The sequence below is a fragment of the Arsenicibacter rosenii genome (genome assembly GCF_001870735.1).
GTDB classification, from domain to species: Bacteria; Bacteroidota; Bacteroidia; order Cytophagales; family Spirosomataceae; genus Arsenicibacter; species Arsenicibacter rosenii.
In genome coordinates this window covers 21,135-35,922 of record NZ_MORL01000016.1, presented here as the reverse complement: position 1 = coordinate 35,922, position 14,788 = coordinate 21,135, and the positions used below count along the sequence as shown (strand labels likewise).

Annotated in this window: 13 protein-coding genes; 5 read left to right on the top strand and 8 right to left on the bottom strand. The window is 53.4% G+C overall.

Annotated elements, in window-relative coordinates; translation table 11 throughout:
* Nucleotides 1-93: 93 nt before the first annotated feature.
* A complete protein-coding gene (locus BLX24_RS21810; protein ID WP_071505331.1) occupies nucleotides 94-804 on the top strand; it encodes a sulfite exporter TauE/SafE family protein in 711 nt (236 codons plus the stop codon).
* 3 nt (nucleotides 805-807) lie between these two features.
* On the opposite strand, the gene rnc is transcribed toward BLX24_RS21810, so the two are convergent.
* The 3 genes from rnc to BLX24_RS21795 all read right to left on the bottom strand — a co-directional run bounded on the left by rnc (nucleotide 808) and on the right by BLX24_RS21795 (nucleotide 3,215).
* A complete protein-coding gene (gene rnc, locus BLX24_RS21805; RefSeq protein ID WP_177225890.1) occupies nucleotides 808-1,572 on the bottom strand; it encodes a ribonuclease III in 765 nt (254 codons plus the stop codon).
* Nucleotides 1,572-2,825 (bottom strand): beta-ketoacyl-ACP synthase II, encoded by a 1,254-nt coding sequence (gene fabF / locus BLX24_RS21800; protein ID WP_071505330.1) that lies wholly within the window; start codon nucleotides 2,823-2,825, stop codon nucleotides 1,572-1,574. Before fabF ends, rnc begins: the two co-directional genes overlap by 1 nt.
* A gap of 150 nt (nucleotides 2,826-2,975) precedes the next feature.
* Nucleotides 2,976-3,215 carry an acyl carrier protein gene (locus BLX24_RS21795; RefSeq protein WP_071505329.1) on the bottom strand — a complete coding sequence of 80 codons (240 nt, stop codon included), beginning with the start codon at nucleotides 3,213-3,215 and terminating at the stop codon, nucleotides 2,976-2,978.
* Nucleotides 3,216-3,508: 293 nt separating this feature from the next.
* Between BLX24_RS21795 and kdsA the strand changes: the two genes are divergently transcribed.
* The gene (gene kdsA, locus BLX24_RS21790) at nucleotides 3,509-4,318 is read left to right on the top strand and encodes a 3-deoxy-8-phosphooctulonate synthase (protein WP_071505328.1); all 810 of its coding nucleotides are present in this window, start codon (nucleotides 3,509-3,511) and stop codon (nucleotides 4,316-4,318) included.
* Here the strand turns inward: kdsA and BLX24_RS21785 are convergent.
* Complete coding sequence (locus BLX24_RS21785) at nucleotides 4,315-6,699, bottom strand: sialate O-acetylesterase (protein WP_071505327.1); 2,385 nt, start codon at nucleotides 6,697-6,699, stop codon at nucleotides 4,315-4,317. The genes kdsA and BLX24_RS21785 overlap by 4 nt on opposite strands.
* A gap of 289 nt (nucleotides 6,700-6,988) precedes the next feature.
* Between BLX24_RS21785 and BLX24_RS21780 the strand changes: the two genes are divergently transcribed.
* The 3 genes from BLX24_RS21780 to BLX24_RS21770 all read left to right on the top strand — a co-directional run bounded on the left by BLX24_RS21780 (nucleotide 6,989) and on the right by BLX24_RS21770 (nucleotide 10,152).
* Nucleotides 6,989-7,585, top strand: a complete 597-nt coding sequence (locus BLX24_RS21780) for a hypothetical protein (RefSeq protein WP_071505326.1) — start codon at nucleotides 6,989-6,991, stop codon at nucleotides 7,583-7,585.
* 100 nt (nucleotides 7,586-7,685) lie between these two features.
* Nucleotides 7,686-9,938: a heavy metal translocating P-type ATPase gene (locus BLX24_RS21775; RefSeq protein ID WP_071505325.1), complete on the top strand. Its 2,253-nt coding sequence runs from the start codon at nucleotides 7,686-7,688 to the stop codon at nucleotides 9,936-9,938.
* A gap of 4 nt (nucleotides 9,939-9,942) precedes the next feature.
* Complete coding sequence (locus BLX24_RS21770) at nucleotides 9,943-10,152, top strand: heavy-metal-associated domain-containing protein (RefSeq protein ID WP_071505324.1); 210 nt, start codon at nucleotides 9,943-9,945, stop codon at nucleotides 10,150-10,152.
* Between the two features lie 121 nt (nucleotides 10,153-10,273).
* Here the strand turns inward: BLX24_RS21770 and BLX24_RS21765 are convergent, their stop codons facing one another.
* The 4 genes from BLX24_RS21765 to BLX24_RS21750 all read right to left on the bottom strand — a co-directional run bounded on the left by BLX24_RS21765 (nucleotide 10,274) and on the right by BLX24_RS21750 (nucleotide 14,778).
* Nucleotides 10,274-10,660 (bottom strand): DUF4870 domain-containing protein, encoded by a 387-nt coding sequence (locus BLX24_RS21765; RefSeq protein ID WP_071505323.1) that lies wholly within the window; start codon nucleotides 10,658-10,660, stop codon nucleotides 10,274-10,276.
* A 165-nt stretch (nucleotides 10,661-10,825) separates the two neighbouring features.
* On the bottom strand, nucleotides 10,826-11,083 hold the full coding sequence (locus BLX24_RS21760) for a Txe/YoeB family addiction module toxin (protein WP_071505322.1): 258 nt from the start codon (nucleotides 11,081-11,083) through the stop codon (nucleotides 10,826-10,828).
* Entirely contained in the window at nucleotides 11,083-11,289 is a 207-nt protein-coding gene (locus BLX24_RS21755) for a hypothetical protein (protein WP_071505321.1), read from the bottom strand. The genes BLX24_RS21760 and BLX24_RS21755 overlap by 1 nt, the downstream gene beginning before the upstream one ends.
* Before the next feature lie 39 nt (nucleotides 11,290-11,328).
* The gene (locus tag BLX24_RS21750; RefSeq protein WP_071505320.1) at nucleotides 11,329-14,778 is read right to left on the bottom strand and encodes a pyruvate carboxylase; all 3,450 of its coding nucleotides are present in this window, start codon (nucleotides 14,776-14,778) and stop codon (nucleotides 11,329-11,331) included.
* Between the last annotated feature and the right edge of the window lie 10 nt (nucleotides 14,779-14,788).

Here is a 14,788-nt window from a genome sequence, read left to right as displayed (position 1 = left end):
GGTGCCCGGCCTCGGTCATCTTGCCCGTAAAAAACGGAAAATAGCTGGTAAAATGCGGAGAAAAACCTACTTTTCAGCAGGTAAAATGATGGTATGATTGTTTTCTATACATTGGCATTACTCGCCGAAATTATCGGTACAGTCGGAGGCTTCGGCTCATCGCTATTCTTTGTCCCGCTCGCCATTCACTTCTTCGGCTTCCATCGGGCGCTGGGGATTACGGCTATGCTTCACCTTTTCAGCAATGTGTCTAAAATTGCGTTGTTTCGGGAAGGTATTGACTGGTCACTGTTTCTCCGGATCGGAATAACGAGTATCCTGCTGGTAATTGTAGGGGCCTGGCTGTCGCGATATATTCCGGGCGATACGGCCACCTTGGTACTGGGTATTTTTATGTGTTTGTTTGCCGGCTTTCTGTTGCTGCGTCCGGGGTTTGTTATTTCACCTACGAATACGAATGCTGCTGTCGGCGGCGGACTTGCCGGTTTTATGGCGGGTCTGGTTGGTACAGGCGGTGCCATACGCGGACTGACGCTTTCGGCCTTCAGAGTTGATAAGGCCGTATTTCTGGCGACCTCGGCGCTGATTGATCTTGGCGTAGATGCGACGCGGTTCGGCGTCTATGTGGCACAGGATTATCTGGTATCAGACGATCTGATGCTGGCGATACCGCTGTTACTGGTTTCCGGTATGGGTTCCTACATGGGCAAAATCATTCTGGACCGGCTAACGTACGAGCGCTTCCGGCTGATTTCATTGCTCCTGATTTTACTGGTAGGATTGTATACGCTGCTTAATCCGTAAGAACTACTTCAACTGTAGCATTTCAAAGGCTTTCTCGGCGGCGGACTGTTCGGCTTTCTTTTTTGAGTAGCCGCTGCCGGTCGTATAAGGCTCATCATCAACCATGACCTGGGCAATAAACTCGCGGTAGTGGCTATTGCCTTTTTCCGAAATGATCTCAAACCGGATTTCTTTGCCTTCACGCTGTGCCCACTCAATCAGACGGCTCTTGAAATTGGCGTTGTTGTTCACAACGGCATCAAGATCGTAGTGGGTCAGCAACTCCTTAAGGATAAACCGGCGCGTAAACCGGAAGCCTTTGTCGAGGTAAACGGCCCCGACCAGGGCTTCGAGCGCATCGCCGTACATGGATGTACGGGCGGGGAGATTGCGCGTACGGCTGCCGTCGTACTCGATCAGCCGGTCGAGCCCGATTTTACGCGAAATGCCGTTAAGCACTTCCCGGTTCACGATGCGGGAGCGGATTTCGGTCAGAAAGCCCTCGTCTTTGTAAGGGTATTTTTTAAAGAGAAACTCGGCGATAACCATGCCAAGCACGGCATCGCCTAAGTACTCAAGACGTTCATTTGACTCGCGGAATCCCTGAATAACAGTCTCTTTCGAGGCAGAAGAGTGGCGCAGCGCCATTTGATACAACCCGATATTAGAAGGTCGTTCGCCGATAATATGCGTAATAGACTTCTTCAGCTTTTGTTTTGACTCGAGGTCAGAAAGCCGGAGGAAACTCAGTATGGGGTGAAAAACGCTGCGCGACAAAGCAAACTGCACTATTCAGAAAGTTTTCGGAAAATAACGGAAGCATTATGCCCACCGAAGCCAAAACCGTTGCTCATAACTGTCGTCATTTTGCGGGGCTGGGCCTGATTCAGCGTCAGATTAAAACGCGGATCAATCTCAGGATCAGCCGTAAAATGGTTGATAGTAGGCGGAACGATCTGGCGTTCTAACGCAAACAAACACGCGATGGCTTCAACAGCGCCGGCGGCACCCAGTAAGTGACCGATCTGCGATTTGGTTGAGCTGATGTTCATCCTGAACGCGTGCTCACCAAAGATTTTTTCAATCGCTTTCAGCTCCTGCGGGTCACCGATCGGGGTCGATGTGCCATGCGTATTAATGTAATCAATGTCTTCAGGCTTGATGCCGGCATCATCCATGGCATCCTGCATACCCAGGTAAGCACCAAGGCCATCAGGGTGTGGCGCGGTGATGTGGTAAGCGTCAGATGACATACCGCCACCGATCAGCTCGGCGTAGATTTTGGCACCACGCGCTTTGGCATGTTCGTATTCCTCCAGAATCAGGGCGCCGGCGCCTTCTCCCAACACAAACCCGTCACGGTCTTTGTCGTACGGACGTGAGGCGGTTTCCGGCGAATCGTTACGCTCCGACAAGGCGCGGTTGGCGTTAAATCCGCCGACACCGGCACGGGTTACCGCTGCCTCAGAACCACCTGTCACACAGATGTTGATCCGGCCCAGGCGGATGTAGTTAAACGCATCGATCATCGCGTTCAGACTCGACGCACAGGCCGAAACCGTTACGTAGTTTGGTCCGCGGAAACCGTAGCGCATCGAAATCTGGCCGGGTGCACTGTCGGCAATCATCCGGACAATGAAGAACGGGTTCAGACGAGGCGTACCATCGCCCTGAGCGTAGTTAATAACTTCTTCTTCGAATGACTTAAGACCGCCAATGCCCGACCCCCAGATAACGCCAACTTTGTTTTTGTTGATGGTATCCAGATTTAACCCTGAGTCACGTACAGCCTGATCGGCAGCGATCAACGCATAATGCGTGAAAGGATCCATCTTGCGTGCATCCTGACGAGGAATGTACTGTGTAACATCCAGCCCTTTCAATTCACAGGCAAACTGTGTTTTGAATTTGCTGGCGTCAAATTTGGTGATGGGGCCAGCACCACTGGTACCGGCAGCTAAATTATCCCAGTAAGTAGGAACGTCGTTGCCTATCGGTGTTAATGCACCGAGGCCCGTCACGACAACTCGTCTAAGCGTCATACAGATGGACTGTAGGGGAAAAATCAAAAGAGCTCATTCTGAACTCTGTAAAGTAACTGGAAAAAGTTTTATAGTTGTAGAGTGAGACCAGACTACAGAGTTGTTTTAGCGAACGCTGAACCGTAACAACTCTACAACTTTAAAACATAATTACTTGCCGGCGTTTTCTTCCAGATAAGTAATTGCCTGACCAACAGTGCCGATGTTTTCAGCCTGATCGTCAGGAATAGAAATGTTAAATTCTTTCTCGAATTCCATGATCAACTCAACTGTGTCCAGTGAGTCAGCACCCAGGTCATTAGTGAAGCTTGCCTCAGGCGTAACCTCAGACTCTTCTACACCCAGTTTTTCAACGATAATCGCTTTAACTTTAGTTGCAATTTCCGACATTTTAGTAGTCCATTGGGGTTAAAAAACGACGCAAAGAAAACCATTTATCTCTTTATTGTCAAACAATTTTTTGGATGGTAAAACGTTAATCTCTTTTGTTAGTAAGTGGTCTAGTGCTCTTACAGTCAATGGCTTATGTGTGTAAAAGGAGTGGTTTCTTCGGACACTCCGGATCAGGCATTCCTATGGAATTATCCACTTTTCTAGTATAAAACCAGTAGTCGCCAAGGATTGCTCACCAAAGAATCGTTGGCTTTTTGCAAACTTTGCATTTCTGAAAAATTCCGTAAAACATGCAGCTGACCAAGTTAAAACATACCGATTCGCCTAACTTTTTTCTGATGGCAGGCCCCTGTGCCATTGAGGGGCGTGATATGGCCTTACGCATTGCTGAACAGATCGTTACCATAACCGATAAGCTCCGCATTCCCTATATTTTCAAAGGGTCATACCGGAAAGCAAACCGCACAAAAGCGAATTCCTTCACGGGCATCGGCGATGAACTGGCCTTATCGATCCTGGCTGAAGTAGGCCGTACGTTCGATATTCCGACCGTGACCGATATCCACGAGTCAGAAGAAGCAGCCATGGCGGCTGAAGCCGTTGATGTACTCCAGATTCCGGCGTTTTTGTGCCGCCAGACCGAGCTGCTGGAGGCGGCTGCGAAAACCGGTAAGGCCGTGAATATCAAAAAAGGGCAGTTCCTGTCGGGCGAGAGCATGGGCTTTGCCGCCGAAAAGGTAAAATCCGTAAACCCCGATGCTACCGTGATTCTGACCGACCGTGGTAACTCATTCGGCTATGGCGATCTGGTGGTCGATTACCGGAATATACCGGCCATGCAGCAGTTTGGCGTACCGGTTGTAATGGATTGTACGCACTCCCTGCAACAGCCCAATCAATCGTCTGGTGTGACGGGCGGCAAACCGGCGCTGATCGCTACCATTTCTAAAGCCGCTATTGCCGTCGGAGCCGACGGGCTGTTTATCGAAACGCACCCTGTACCGGCCGAAGCGAAATCAGACGGCGCCAACATGCTGCCGCTCGACCAGCTGCAGGGCTTGCTCGAACGCCTGGTGCGGGTGCGCGAAAGCATTCTTTAAGGATGTACCCGGACGTCGGCCCGGGCGGTATCATCTTCACCGTTATCGGTGCCGTTGTCGGGCGTTGAATCGGGGTCAGCGGGCGACGCAGCCGTGATCTGAATCTTCACGATGCTTTGCCCGCTGCCTGTTACCTGACTTCTGAAAGCCAGCCAGGTGGTGCTGTTGGCTCCCAGACTGCCAATCGTCGCCGTCAGCGCATTGCCGTTCTGACTGAATGCGTTACCGGCCACAAACTGCTGCGTGGGCGGCAAATAGGCACCCAGACTGATGTTGTTTGCCGTTGCGCCACCGGCATTGCTCACCAGAACCGTATAAGTCAGTACCTCATTGAGTGCCGGGGCCCGGTTACTGGCCACTAACTGAACCGACAAATCGGCCAGATTGGGGTTTGGCGTTGGCTGATTAGACTGGACAGCGGGGACCGGAAACTGGTTTGGGTTCGGGGAGGTAAAGACGGCGGCGTCGCTGACCGGAGTAGTCCGGATGTCGATGATGGCGGTATCATCTTCGCCGTCGGCCGTGCCGGAGCCGGGACGGCTGTCGGGGTCGGCATTGTCGGCAAGCATGATTTCCGCAGCGTTCCGGTAGATGCCCGCTGCCGTCAGGCGAACCCTGAATGTAACTGATACGCTGGAGCCCGACGGAATCTGGGTAAAGGTGGTAGAAACCACACCGTTCTGATGGGCAATACCCGAGCCGGCGTCAAAGACCATATTGCCCGGTAAGCGATCCTGAACGACTACATTTGTTGCCGTTGCCGGCCCCTGGTTCTGAACGCGCAGGGTAATGGTTGCTGTGTCATTAATAGGAACCGTCCGGCGGCTGGGGGTCTGTGTTAACTGAAGGTCAGTGGAGGCCGGCGGGGTACCGATCTGAAAGACAGCTGATGGGACACCCGGCAGAACCGGATTGGTTGCCACGACACGGATCCGGTAACTTCCGGATGAAACCGAGCCGGGTAGACTGACCGTTATAGGGCTGCTGCTACCGCCACCCAGCAGCGTCACAAAACGCCCCTGTGCGTCCAGAAGCTGCACCTGCCATTGATTATCGTTGTTGAATGTCCCTGCTGTAACAAACGCTACACTCAGGCTGCTGCCTGCCGGGATGATTTTGGCCACAGGGCCGGTAACAGCCAGCTGATCGGGCAGAACCGGCGTGGCCGACTGGAAAAACGAATTGTCGAGGCTGGTATTCCAGTTACGGGCAAAACGCGAGAGGCCCATGTCGGCCGGAATACCGTTAGGGTTCAGATAATAATACGGAAACGGTGTGACACGCTGGCTGTTACGGAAGTGAACGTCGACCGAGCCCGCGTTCCGGTTAATGATCGTGTCGTTGAAGGGCCCCAGAAAAGCGTTGAGCCCGCCTGTGTTGACAACCTCAATCTGTTTGGTAATCAAATCCGGTTTATTGACCGATCCGTCGAACGATACCCTGGCAATCATCCAGGGTACATTCCGGTTGTTGAAATCCTGTCGGCTGCGCTGAATCAGTTGCCGCAGCCGGTCTACATAAAACGGTACGCTCCCGCTGCCGTTATCGCCATATTCAGCTTCTCCCTGATGCCATAAAACCGCCCGGACCCCGCCCGTTGACCCGTAATACTGTAACAGATTTTTGAGGTTAGTATACGGCTGGAGGTTCGGCCAGTCGCCGTTACACCAGTAGCGGTTGCAGGCCGGAATGCCATTGGCGGTATTGATCCAGTTTTCGATGGTCGACGAATCCCAGCCGGCATCATAGAACGCAACCGGCACATTGTAGCGATTGACGATATAATCGCCTAATTCCCCCCATCCCCACGAACTTTCGCCCATCGGGAAAACACGCCGCGTGGCTGATAAGGCCTTATAGGCCGGATACGGCATCGGATCGCCGGACGAAAACAGGGGTGAGTTGCCGGGAGGATAATAGTGGTTGATGGTGTCAATGGTGCTGACGCGGTCGCTGATGGCCCCAAGGTCGTTATCGCCGATACCTAAGCCACGGGAGTTCGATTGTCCGGCCGTAATAAACACCTCGCCGATACCGACGGGTTGCAGGGTGGTCTGACTGATCAGGGCGCCGTTGAGCGTGGCCCGTACGGTCAGTATATACCAGCCGCCGGAGCCGGTAATAAAGCCGTAAAACAAATTTTTCTGCGGATCGAGCCGGAGTGTCTGCCAGCCGGTTGTCACACCCTGATTGGCCGCAACGGGGGTGAGCCGGGCGTCAATCTGATCGGCGGCCACGCCGTTAATCAGGCCGCTTACCAGCAGCTTACCGGTGCCGTCGCTGCCGCGCTGGACAACCAGCCGGGCAACCGGAGCCGTGAGCTGCAGTTGTGCAAAAACAGGTGTAGTTATCAGGAGCAATAGCCAGATCAGACGTCGCATTTATGTAAATGAAGGAAAACATGGACGAGTACTCCGTCAGGCAACGGTGAAATCGTTGACCGGAATCCGGATCACGTTTAACCAGCCGGCCCTGCTTAATGGCTCACTCGTTCACAAAGATGCAGTCTAATTTGGCAAAAAGCGATTGATTTGAGTGTATGGTTCGGGCAGAATTACTGATTGATAACCGCGCAGATGAATAATTTTTCGGCTTAATTATATCGCAGGGCTTGGCTTAACCGTTGTTTAATGGAATTTTTGCCTGTCCGTTTTCGACAAAAATTACCGAATGAGAAAAATTCCGGTTCGCGGGCTTGTCCTGCTCTTACTGACTTCGATGGTGGCCTGCCACCGTCCGTATGCGTTACTTCAGCGCACCCCGACAGACCATTATGCCGCAAAACAAGCCGCCGCACCGACGGCTTCTGCCGACATACCCGTTGATACAACCCGGGCAGACATCGCTTTTGAGGCGCTGCCCGCCGAACCCGTAACGCCTGAAGCGGTGGCTACTGTTGACCGGCAACTGACTACTTCGTCGGCAAACAAGCAGGTGCAGCGTCGTTTGCAGCATATTCAGCGGTTACTGAACGTGTCGGCCAATACACCGGTGTCTGAGCCGCAGCAACCCCGTCCGAGACCAAAGACGCAGAAAAAAGGGATGACCCTGCGGGAGTTTTTTGGCCTGCCGGAAAAAAAGCCGAAAACCGCCTGGGAGCGGATCAACTGGAACCTGAAAGCGGGGGTGGTACTGGTTTTGTTTGCCATCGTATTTGCGTTGCTGAAGATCAATCTGCTGGCTATTCTGTTCGGTATTTTCGCCATTCTGATCCTTCTGCGCGGTATGCGCAAGACGTGGAAAGGCGGCGGTTTCCTCGGGCTATAAATCCTGTACATCCGGTACCGAATCCTGTACAAAAGGCAGGGTGAACCGGCCTTACCTTTGTCATGTTAGTAAAAAGCATAGTTCCCTATTGCTTCCAGACATGGCAACCATCACAAAGGGTCCCGTTCGCGGGCCTCAGCAACATATACGGAAAACGCTGCCCGTGCTCGAAATGAGTTGTGCGGCCTGTGCCGTCAGCGTAGAAAGTACCTTAAAATATACGCCCGGGGTGTTCGATGCCTCGGTCAATTTTGCTACACAGACCGTAGCCGTCGACTATGATCCGGCGGCTACGGATCTGCCCTCCCTCCAACAGGCCGTTCAGCAGGCGGGCTATGACCTCGTGATTGAAGACGATGAGGAAGAAAGCCGCCGGCAAGCCGAAGCCGCCCGTCAGCAGCATTATCAGTCGCTTACCCGACGCCTGACCGGCGCCGCTGTTTTGTCGGTTCCTGTCGTGATTCTGGGCATGTTTCTGATGGATCTGCCGTATGCCAACTACATCATGCTGGTGCTCAGTACGCCTGTGGTATTCGGTTTTGGCTGGCCGTTTTTTGTGAACGCCTGGAAGCAGGCGCGCCACGGCAAGGCCAACATGGATACGCTGGTGGCGCTTTCGACCGGTATTGCCTATCTCTACAGTGCTTTCAACACGCTTTTTCCGGAAGCCTGGCATACGTTCGGGCAGGCGGGCCATCCGCACGTTTATTTTGAGTCGGCGACGGTGGTTATTGCCTTTATCCTGCTGGGGAAATGGCTCGAAGAACGGGCAAAGGCGAATACGACAGCGTCCCTGAAAAAGCTGATGGGCCTTCAGCCAAAGACCGTGCGGATCATGGCCGACGGGCAGGAGCAGACCATTCCGCTGGCACAGGTGCAGGCGGGTATGGTGGTGCAGGTGCGGCCCGGCGAGCAGATTGCGGTCGATGGCCGCGTGCAGTCCGGACAGTCATTTGTCGATGAAAGCCTGATTTCCGGCGAACCCGTGCCGGTCGAAAAAACGGCAGGCAGTCCGGTATTTGCCGGTACGCTGAATCAGAAAGGCAGTTTTCTGTTTGTGGCTGAACAAGTTGGCGGCAAAACTATTCTGGCGCAGATCATCCGCCGGGTACAGGAAGCGCAGGGAAGTAAGGCCCCTGTGCAGCAACTGGTCGATAAAATCGCCGGTATCTTTGTGCCGGTAGTAATAGGCATTGCCGTGCTGACCGGCATTGCCTGGCTGGTCTTTGGTGGTCAACAGGCGCTGCCGCAGGCGCTGATGTCGATGGTGACGGTGCTGGTCATTGCCTGTCCCTGTGCATTGGGTCTGGCAACGCCCACGGCGGTTATGGTCGGTATCGGCAAGGGGGCAGACCTTAACATCCTGATCAAAGATGCCGAAAGCCTGGAGCTCGGGCACAAGGTAGATACGGTCGTGCTCGATAAAACGGGTACGATTACGGTTGGCAAACCAACAGTGACCGATTGGTACTGGGCGGATGGCGTAGAGGTATCGACGGTTTCCGGTGTACTCCGTGCCCTGGAAAGCCGGTCAGAACACCCGCTGGCCGCCGCCGTTGTGGAGGCGCTGACTGTTCCGGATGCCGCTCTGTCGGGTTTTGAGAGCCTGACGGGCCGGGGGGCAAAAGGTATTGCCGGTGATAAAACGTACCGGGTCGGAAATCAGCGGCTGATGGACGAAGAGCACATTTCGCTGCCGGATCAACTATCGCAACAAGCCGCGTTGTTACGGCAGTTGGCGAAGACCGTCGTCTTTTTTGCGGATTCAACGCAGGTACTGGCGGTTCTGGGCATTACCGATCCGGTAAAACCAACGGCAAAAGCGGCGATTGACGAATTGCAGCAACAAGGCATCGAGGTCTGGATGCTGACCGGCGATAATGAGCAGACGGCAAAGGCAGTTGCCGGACAGGTGGGCATAACACACGTCCGGGCCGGTGTGTTACCCGACGATAAGGAACAACTGGTAGTGCAGCTGCAACGCGAAGGCAGGGTAGTGGCCATGGTCGGCGACGGTATCAACGACTCGCAGGCGCTGGCGCGGGCAAACGTGAGCATGGCGATGGGCAAAGGTTCAGACATTGCGATGGACGTGGCCCACATGACCCTGATCAGTTCTGATCTGTTGCTGGTGGCGAAAGCGCTGCGGTTGTCCCGCCGGACTGTGCAGACCATCCGGCAGAATTTATTCTGGGCATTTATTTACAACCTGATTGGTATCCCGATTGCGGCCGGAGCGTTGTATCCGTCATTCGGGTTTCTGCTAAGCCCGATGATTGCGGGGGCAGCGATGGCTCTCAGCTCGGTATCGGTCGTGACCAACAGCTTACGATTACGGTTCATTAAACTATAAAATAATGGAAACACTAACGTTCAAAACCAATATCAAATGTGGCGCCTGCGTCGCGAAAGTAACCCCGGGACTGGATGCGCTCGAAGGCGTTGCAAAATGGTCAGTCGATTTAACCAGTCCGCAGCGGGTGCTTACCGTTGAAGCCGATGGCGCTACGCCCGAAGCCATACAGGAAGCCCTTGCCGGAGCCGGTTATAAGGGAGAAAAAATCTGATGTAAACCGGAATGATAGTCCGGTTGTTGTCATGTATGTATCGTGGTGGCACCACTGAAGCAGATCACTGGATTCAGTGGTGCCATTATTTTTTTTACGCGGACTATCATTCCGCGCTACATCAGCTGATAAACCGTATCGTAAGCGGGTATCGGTAATACTCGCCGTTGTTGGCTTTTATACCGGCAACAACGGTAAGCACCAGCGCGGCCACACCTACCACCCAGATCAGAAAAAGACCGACCAGAATAATCATCAGGATAATACAGGCGACCACGGCAAGGGCGATCGTAATGTGAAAGTTCAACGATTCTTTAGCATGGTAAGTAACATAGGCTGACCTGTCTTTGTAGACCTGCCAAACCACAAGCGGGGCTATGATACTGCCAAAAGGAATCATAAGACCGGTCAGGGCCAGCAGGTGAGCCAGCATGGCCCAGGTACGTTCGTCCTGCGGACTGAGCGGTTGAGCCGGTGGTAGTGGAGGAGGCAATTGTTGGTTTTCCATGTTGCAGAGGTTTCCGGTTTGATTAACAGCGTAATAGTCGCTTATTTTCAGCGAAATGACAATAATTTTTGGGGCTGTAAAATAAAAAAGGGACAGCCGGTCCGGCTGCCCCTCAGAAGGTATAAAATCGTGACTGATATTTTAATAAGTCCACGAAGTGTTCTGTCAATAATGACCAACGCAGGAAATAACAGTAATGTCCTCGTCAGTAACTTTATAAATAAGCCGGTGCTCATCCGTTATCCGGCGAGACCAATACCCCTTATATTGATGCTTCAATGGCTCGGGCTTTCCTTTACCACTAAAGGGATTACGTTGTACCTCATTCAGAAGCTCCACAATACGCAACCAAACCTTACGGTCACGATTGTTCCAGCCGGTAAATTCATCCCAGCCATCAGGATCAAACCGGATAAATCTCATCAGCTCAATCCGTTCTCCTGCTGAATGGTTTCCCAGTCAGGTGTAACCACAGTTGTTTTCCCGGCCTCTAATCGTTCAATACGGCGATCAATCTCTGCACGCCTGTCGTTTACATCAGCCTCGCTGATGGTAAACTGAAGTGCAGTTGCCAGTTCGCGTAGAACGCCGATATACTGAGGAGCCACATTATCAAGAACAAGTCGCATAATCTGATGTTGTCTGTCGGTTTAAAACCATTTCTGCTGTCAGACAAGTTCCACTACCCAGTCATCCTGCTCGACAACGACGCCTTCGCGGAGAATAACCTGCTTGACGGTGCCCTCGCGCGGGGCGGCCACGATGCTTTCCATCTTCATGGCTTCGATCACAAACAGCGGCTGGTTTTTCTTCACCACATCGCCGGCTTTCACCATGATTTTCGACAGACGACCCTGCAGCGGTGTCCCGACGTCGCCGTCCTTGCTGACTTTCTGGTTTTGCGGGCGGTCAACCTTCTGCGACTTATCACGGACTTTTACCTGACGGCTTTGTCCGTTCAGCTCAAACGTAATCGTTCGCATTCCCTGATCGTCGGCCTCGGACATGAACAGCAAGCGAACCAGAATATTCTTGCCTTCATCAATCGGGATCATGATCTCCTCGTTTTCTTTCAGACCGTACAGGAACGCCGGTGTCGGAATAATACTCACTTCGCCGTACTGTTCGCGGGCTTTGTAGTATTCGTCGTACACTTTCGGGTACATCTGGAATGACAGGTAGTCGAGGAAGCCTTCATTGTTCGGGTATTTGGCCTGGAACTTCGCGAAGTCTTCGTCAAAGTTGATCGGTGCCAGGTGTTCGTTCGGGCGTCCGGTCAGCGGCTCGTCACCTTTCAGCACTACGTCCTGCACTTCTTTCGGGAAACCGCCGTATGGCTGCCCCAGAATGCCTTTCATCAGTTCTTTTACCGACTCAGGGAACGACAGCGATTCGCCGCGGCTAAGCACATCCTGCGCCGTCAGGTTGTTCGAGGTCATGAAGAGGGCCATATCGCCGACTACTTTCGACGATGGCGTAACCTTTACAATGTCGCCGAACAACTGGTTGGCCACCGAGTAATTTTTCTTCAGGGTTTCGAACTTGTCGCCCAGACCGAGGGCAATAGCCTGTGGTTTCAGGTTGGAGTACTGACCGCCCGGAATCTCGTTTTCGTATACCTCGGCGCTGCTGGCTTTCATGCCCGACTCAAACGGATAGTACCATTCGCGGACATCTTCCCAGTAGTTTGAGTAAGCATTCAATGAGTGCTGATCAACCGGGCATTCGCGTTCATGACCTTTCATCATCGCCACAACCGAGTTGAAGTTCGGCTGTGAGGTCAGTCCGGATAGAGCACCCAGCGCGCAGTCAACGATGTCGACACCTGCGTCGATGGCTTTCAGGTACGTTGCCGCCTGAATACCCGCCGTATCGTGGGTGTGCAGGTGAATCGGGATGTTAACCGCTTTCTTCAGTTCCGTTACAAGTTTCTCCGCAGCTAACGGCTTCAGCAGACCGGCCATGTCTTTGATGGCCAGCATGTGTGCGCCTTCGTCTTCGAGCTGACGCGCCATATCGAGGTAGTACTGAAGCGTGTATTTATGCTGATTCGGGTCGAGGATGTCGCCGGTGTAACAGATGGCGGCTTCGGCAATACCGGTCGTCCGCTCGCGCACGGCACGGATACTGACCTTCATCGCTTCCACCCAGTTCAGGGAGTCAAAAATCCGGAAGACGTCGATGCCGTTTTCCCACGATTTTTCCACAAATTCTTCGATCAGGTTGTCGGGATAGGCTGAGTAGCCAACCGCATTGGAGCCACGGAACAGCATTTGCAGCAACATGTTCGGCATGGCTTCACGGAAGGCCTGCAGGCGTTTCCACGGGTTCTCGTGCAGGAAGCGCATCGTTACATCGAAGGTAGCACCGCCCCAGACTTCCATCGAGAACAGCTCCGGATGGCTTTTGGCAAACCCTTCGGCTACTGCCAGCATGTCCTTCGTCCGGACGCGGGTGGCGAGCAGCGACTGGTGGCCATCGCGGAAGGTGGTATCGGTATAAAGTACCTGCTTCTGATCACGAACCCACTGCGTAAATTTCTCCGGCCCCATGTCACGGAGCAGGTCTTTACTGCCTTTCGGATACGCAGCATACGGGTCGAAGGCAGGGACTACCGGCTGACGGAAAACCTTTGTCGGATCCTTAAATTTCACTTCCGGATTGCCGTTAACAATCACCTCGGCCAGGTAACGCAGGGCGCGTGTTGACCGGTCGTTGGTTTTCCGGAGATTAAACAGCTCAGGATGATTCTCGATGAACGAAACCCGTGCTTCACCGCGCTGGAAAATCGGGTGGCTGATCACGTTCAGCAGGAACGAAATGTTGGTTTTTACACCGCGGATCCGGAATTCGATCAGGGCGCGGGTCAGCCGCTGGGTAGCGCCTTTCAGCGTCCGTCCGCGGGCGGAAACCTTCACGATCATCGAGTCGAAGTACGGCGAAATCCGCATACCGGCGTAGCTGCTGCCTTCGTCAAGACGGATGCCGAAACCGGCCGCGTTCCGGTAGGCTGTAATCGTGCCGAAATCCGGTTTGAAGCCGTTGCCCGGGTCTTCGGTCGTAATCCGGCACTGAATGGCGTAGCCGTTGAGCGGTACCTCGTCCTGGTGGTTGATATAAATGCCGTTGTCCGACAGTTTATACCCCATCGCCACCAGAATCTGCGTTCTGACCAGATCGATGCCCGTGACTTCTTCCGTAATCGTGTGCTCAACCTGAATCCGTGGGTTTACTTCGATGAAGTAGATATTTTCGTGCCGGTCGACCAGGAACTCAACGGTACCGGCGTTGTAATAGCCGGCTTGCTTCCCGATCTTCAGGGCATATTCATACAGCTTATTCTTAGTATCCTGCCGAAGGCCGAAGGATGGCGCTACTTCAACTACTTTCTGGAAGCGACGCTGTACCGAACAATCACGCTCGTAGAGGTGAATCAGGTTGCCATGCTGGTCGCCCAGGAGCTGTACCTCAATGTGTTTCGGGTCTTCGATGAATTTTTCGAGGAAGATCGTGTCGTCGCCGAACGCGTTTTTCGCTTCGTTCCGGGCTTCATTGTACGACCGCTCGAAATCATCCGGATTCCGGACCACCCGCATTCCCCGGCCACCGCCACCGGCTGCCGCCTTAATCATCACCGGAAAGCCGATCCGCTCTACTTCTGACTGGGCTACACTGAAATCTGACAGATCCAGCCGGGTATCCGGAATCATCGGTACATTGGCCTTGGTTGCGAGGTTCTTCGCGCGGACCTTGTCGCCCAGGGCATCCATGGCTTCCGGAGACGGCCCTACGAAAATAATTCCCTCTTCGCGGCACCGGCGGGCCAGCGTTACGTTTTCAGATAAGAAGCCATAGCCAGGGTGAATGGCGTCGATCCGTTTATGTTTGGCCAGCGCAATGATACTTTCAATATCGAGGTAAGGCTTGAGCGTTTCGTCATCGCGGCCGATCTGGTAAGCTTCATCGGCTTTGTAGCGGTGAAGCGAGTAGCGGTCTTCGTACGTGTAAACGGCAACAGTTGTAATGCCTAATTCTGTCGCGGCCCGCATGATGCGGATCGCGATTTCGCCCCGGTTGGCAACCAGCAAACGATTAATCGGACGGATGTATTCTTTCATGTTGGATTCA

What these genes read in the sequence shown, in the direction of transcription:
- BLX24_RS21795 (WP_071505329.1), bottom strand. Translation starts at nt 3,215, where the DNA reads ATGTCGGAAATTGCAACTAAAGTTAAAGCGATTATCGTTGAAAAACTG.
- kdsA (WP_071505328.1), top strand. Translation starts at nt 3,509, where the DNA reads ATGCAGCTGACCAAGTTAAAACATACCGATTCGCCTAACTTTTTTCTG.
- BLX24_RS21770 (WP_071505324.1), top strand. Translation starts at nt 9,943, where the DNA reads ATGGAAACACTAACGTTCAAAACCAATATCAAATGTGGCGCCTGCGTC.
- BLX24_RS21750 (WP_071505320.1), bottom strand. Translation starts at nt 14,778, where the DNA reads ATGAAAGAATACATCCGTCCGATTAATCGTTTGCTGGTTGCCAACCGG.
- BLX24_RS21780 (WP_071505326.1), top strand. Translation starts at nt 6,989, where the DNA reads ATGAGAAAAATTCCGGTTCGCGGGCTTGTCCTGCTCTTACTGACTTCG.
- fabF (WP_071505330.1), bottom strand. Translation starts at nt 2,825, where the DNA reads ATGACGCTTAGACGAGTTGTCGTGACGGGCCTCGGTGCATTAACACCG.
- BLX24_RS21760 (WP_071505322.1), bottom strand. Translation starts at nt 11,083, where the DNA reads ATGAGATTTATCCGGTTTGATCCTGATGGCTGGGATGAATTTACCGGC.
- BLX24_RS21755 (WP_071505321.1), bottom strand. Translation starts at nt 11,289, where the DNA reads ATGCGACTTGTTCTTGATAATGTGGCTCCTCAGTATATCGGCGTTCTA.
- BLX24_RS21810 (WP_071505331.1), top strand. Translation starts at nt 94, where the DNA reads ATGATTGTTTTCTATACATTGGCATTACTCGCCGAAATTATCGGTACA.
- BLX24_RS21775 (WP_071505325.1), top strand. Translation starts at nt 7,686, where the DNA reads ATGGCAACCATCACAAAGGGTCCCGTTCGCGGGCCTCAGCAACATATA.
- BLX24_RS21765 (WP_071505323.1), bottom strand. Translation starts at nt 10,660, where the DNA reads ATGGAAAACCAACAATTGCCTCCTCCACTACCACCGGCTCAACCGCTC.
- BLX24_RS21785 (WP_071505327.1), bottom strand. Translation starts at nt 6,699, where the DNA reads ATGCGACGTCTGATCTGGCTATTGCTCCTGATAACTACACCTGTTTTT.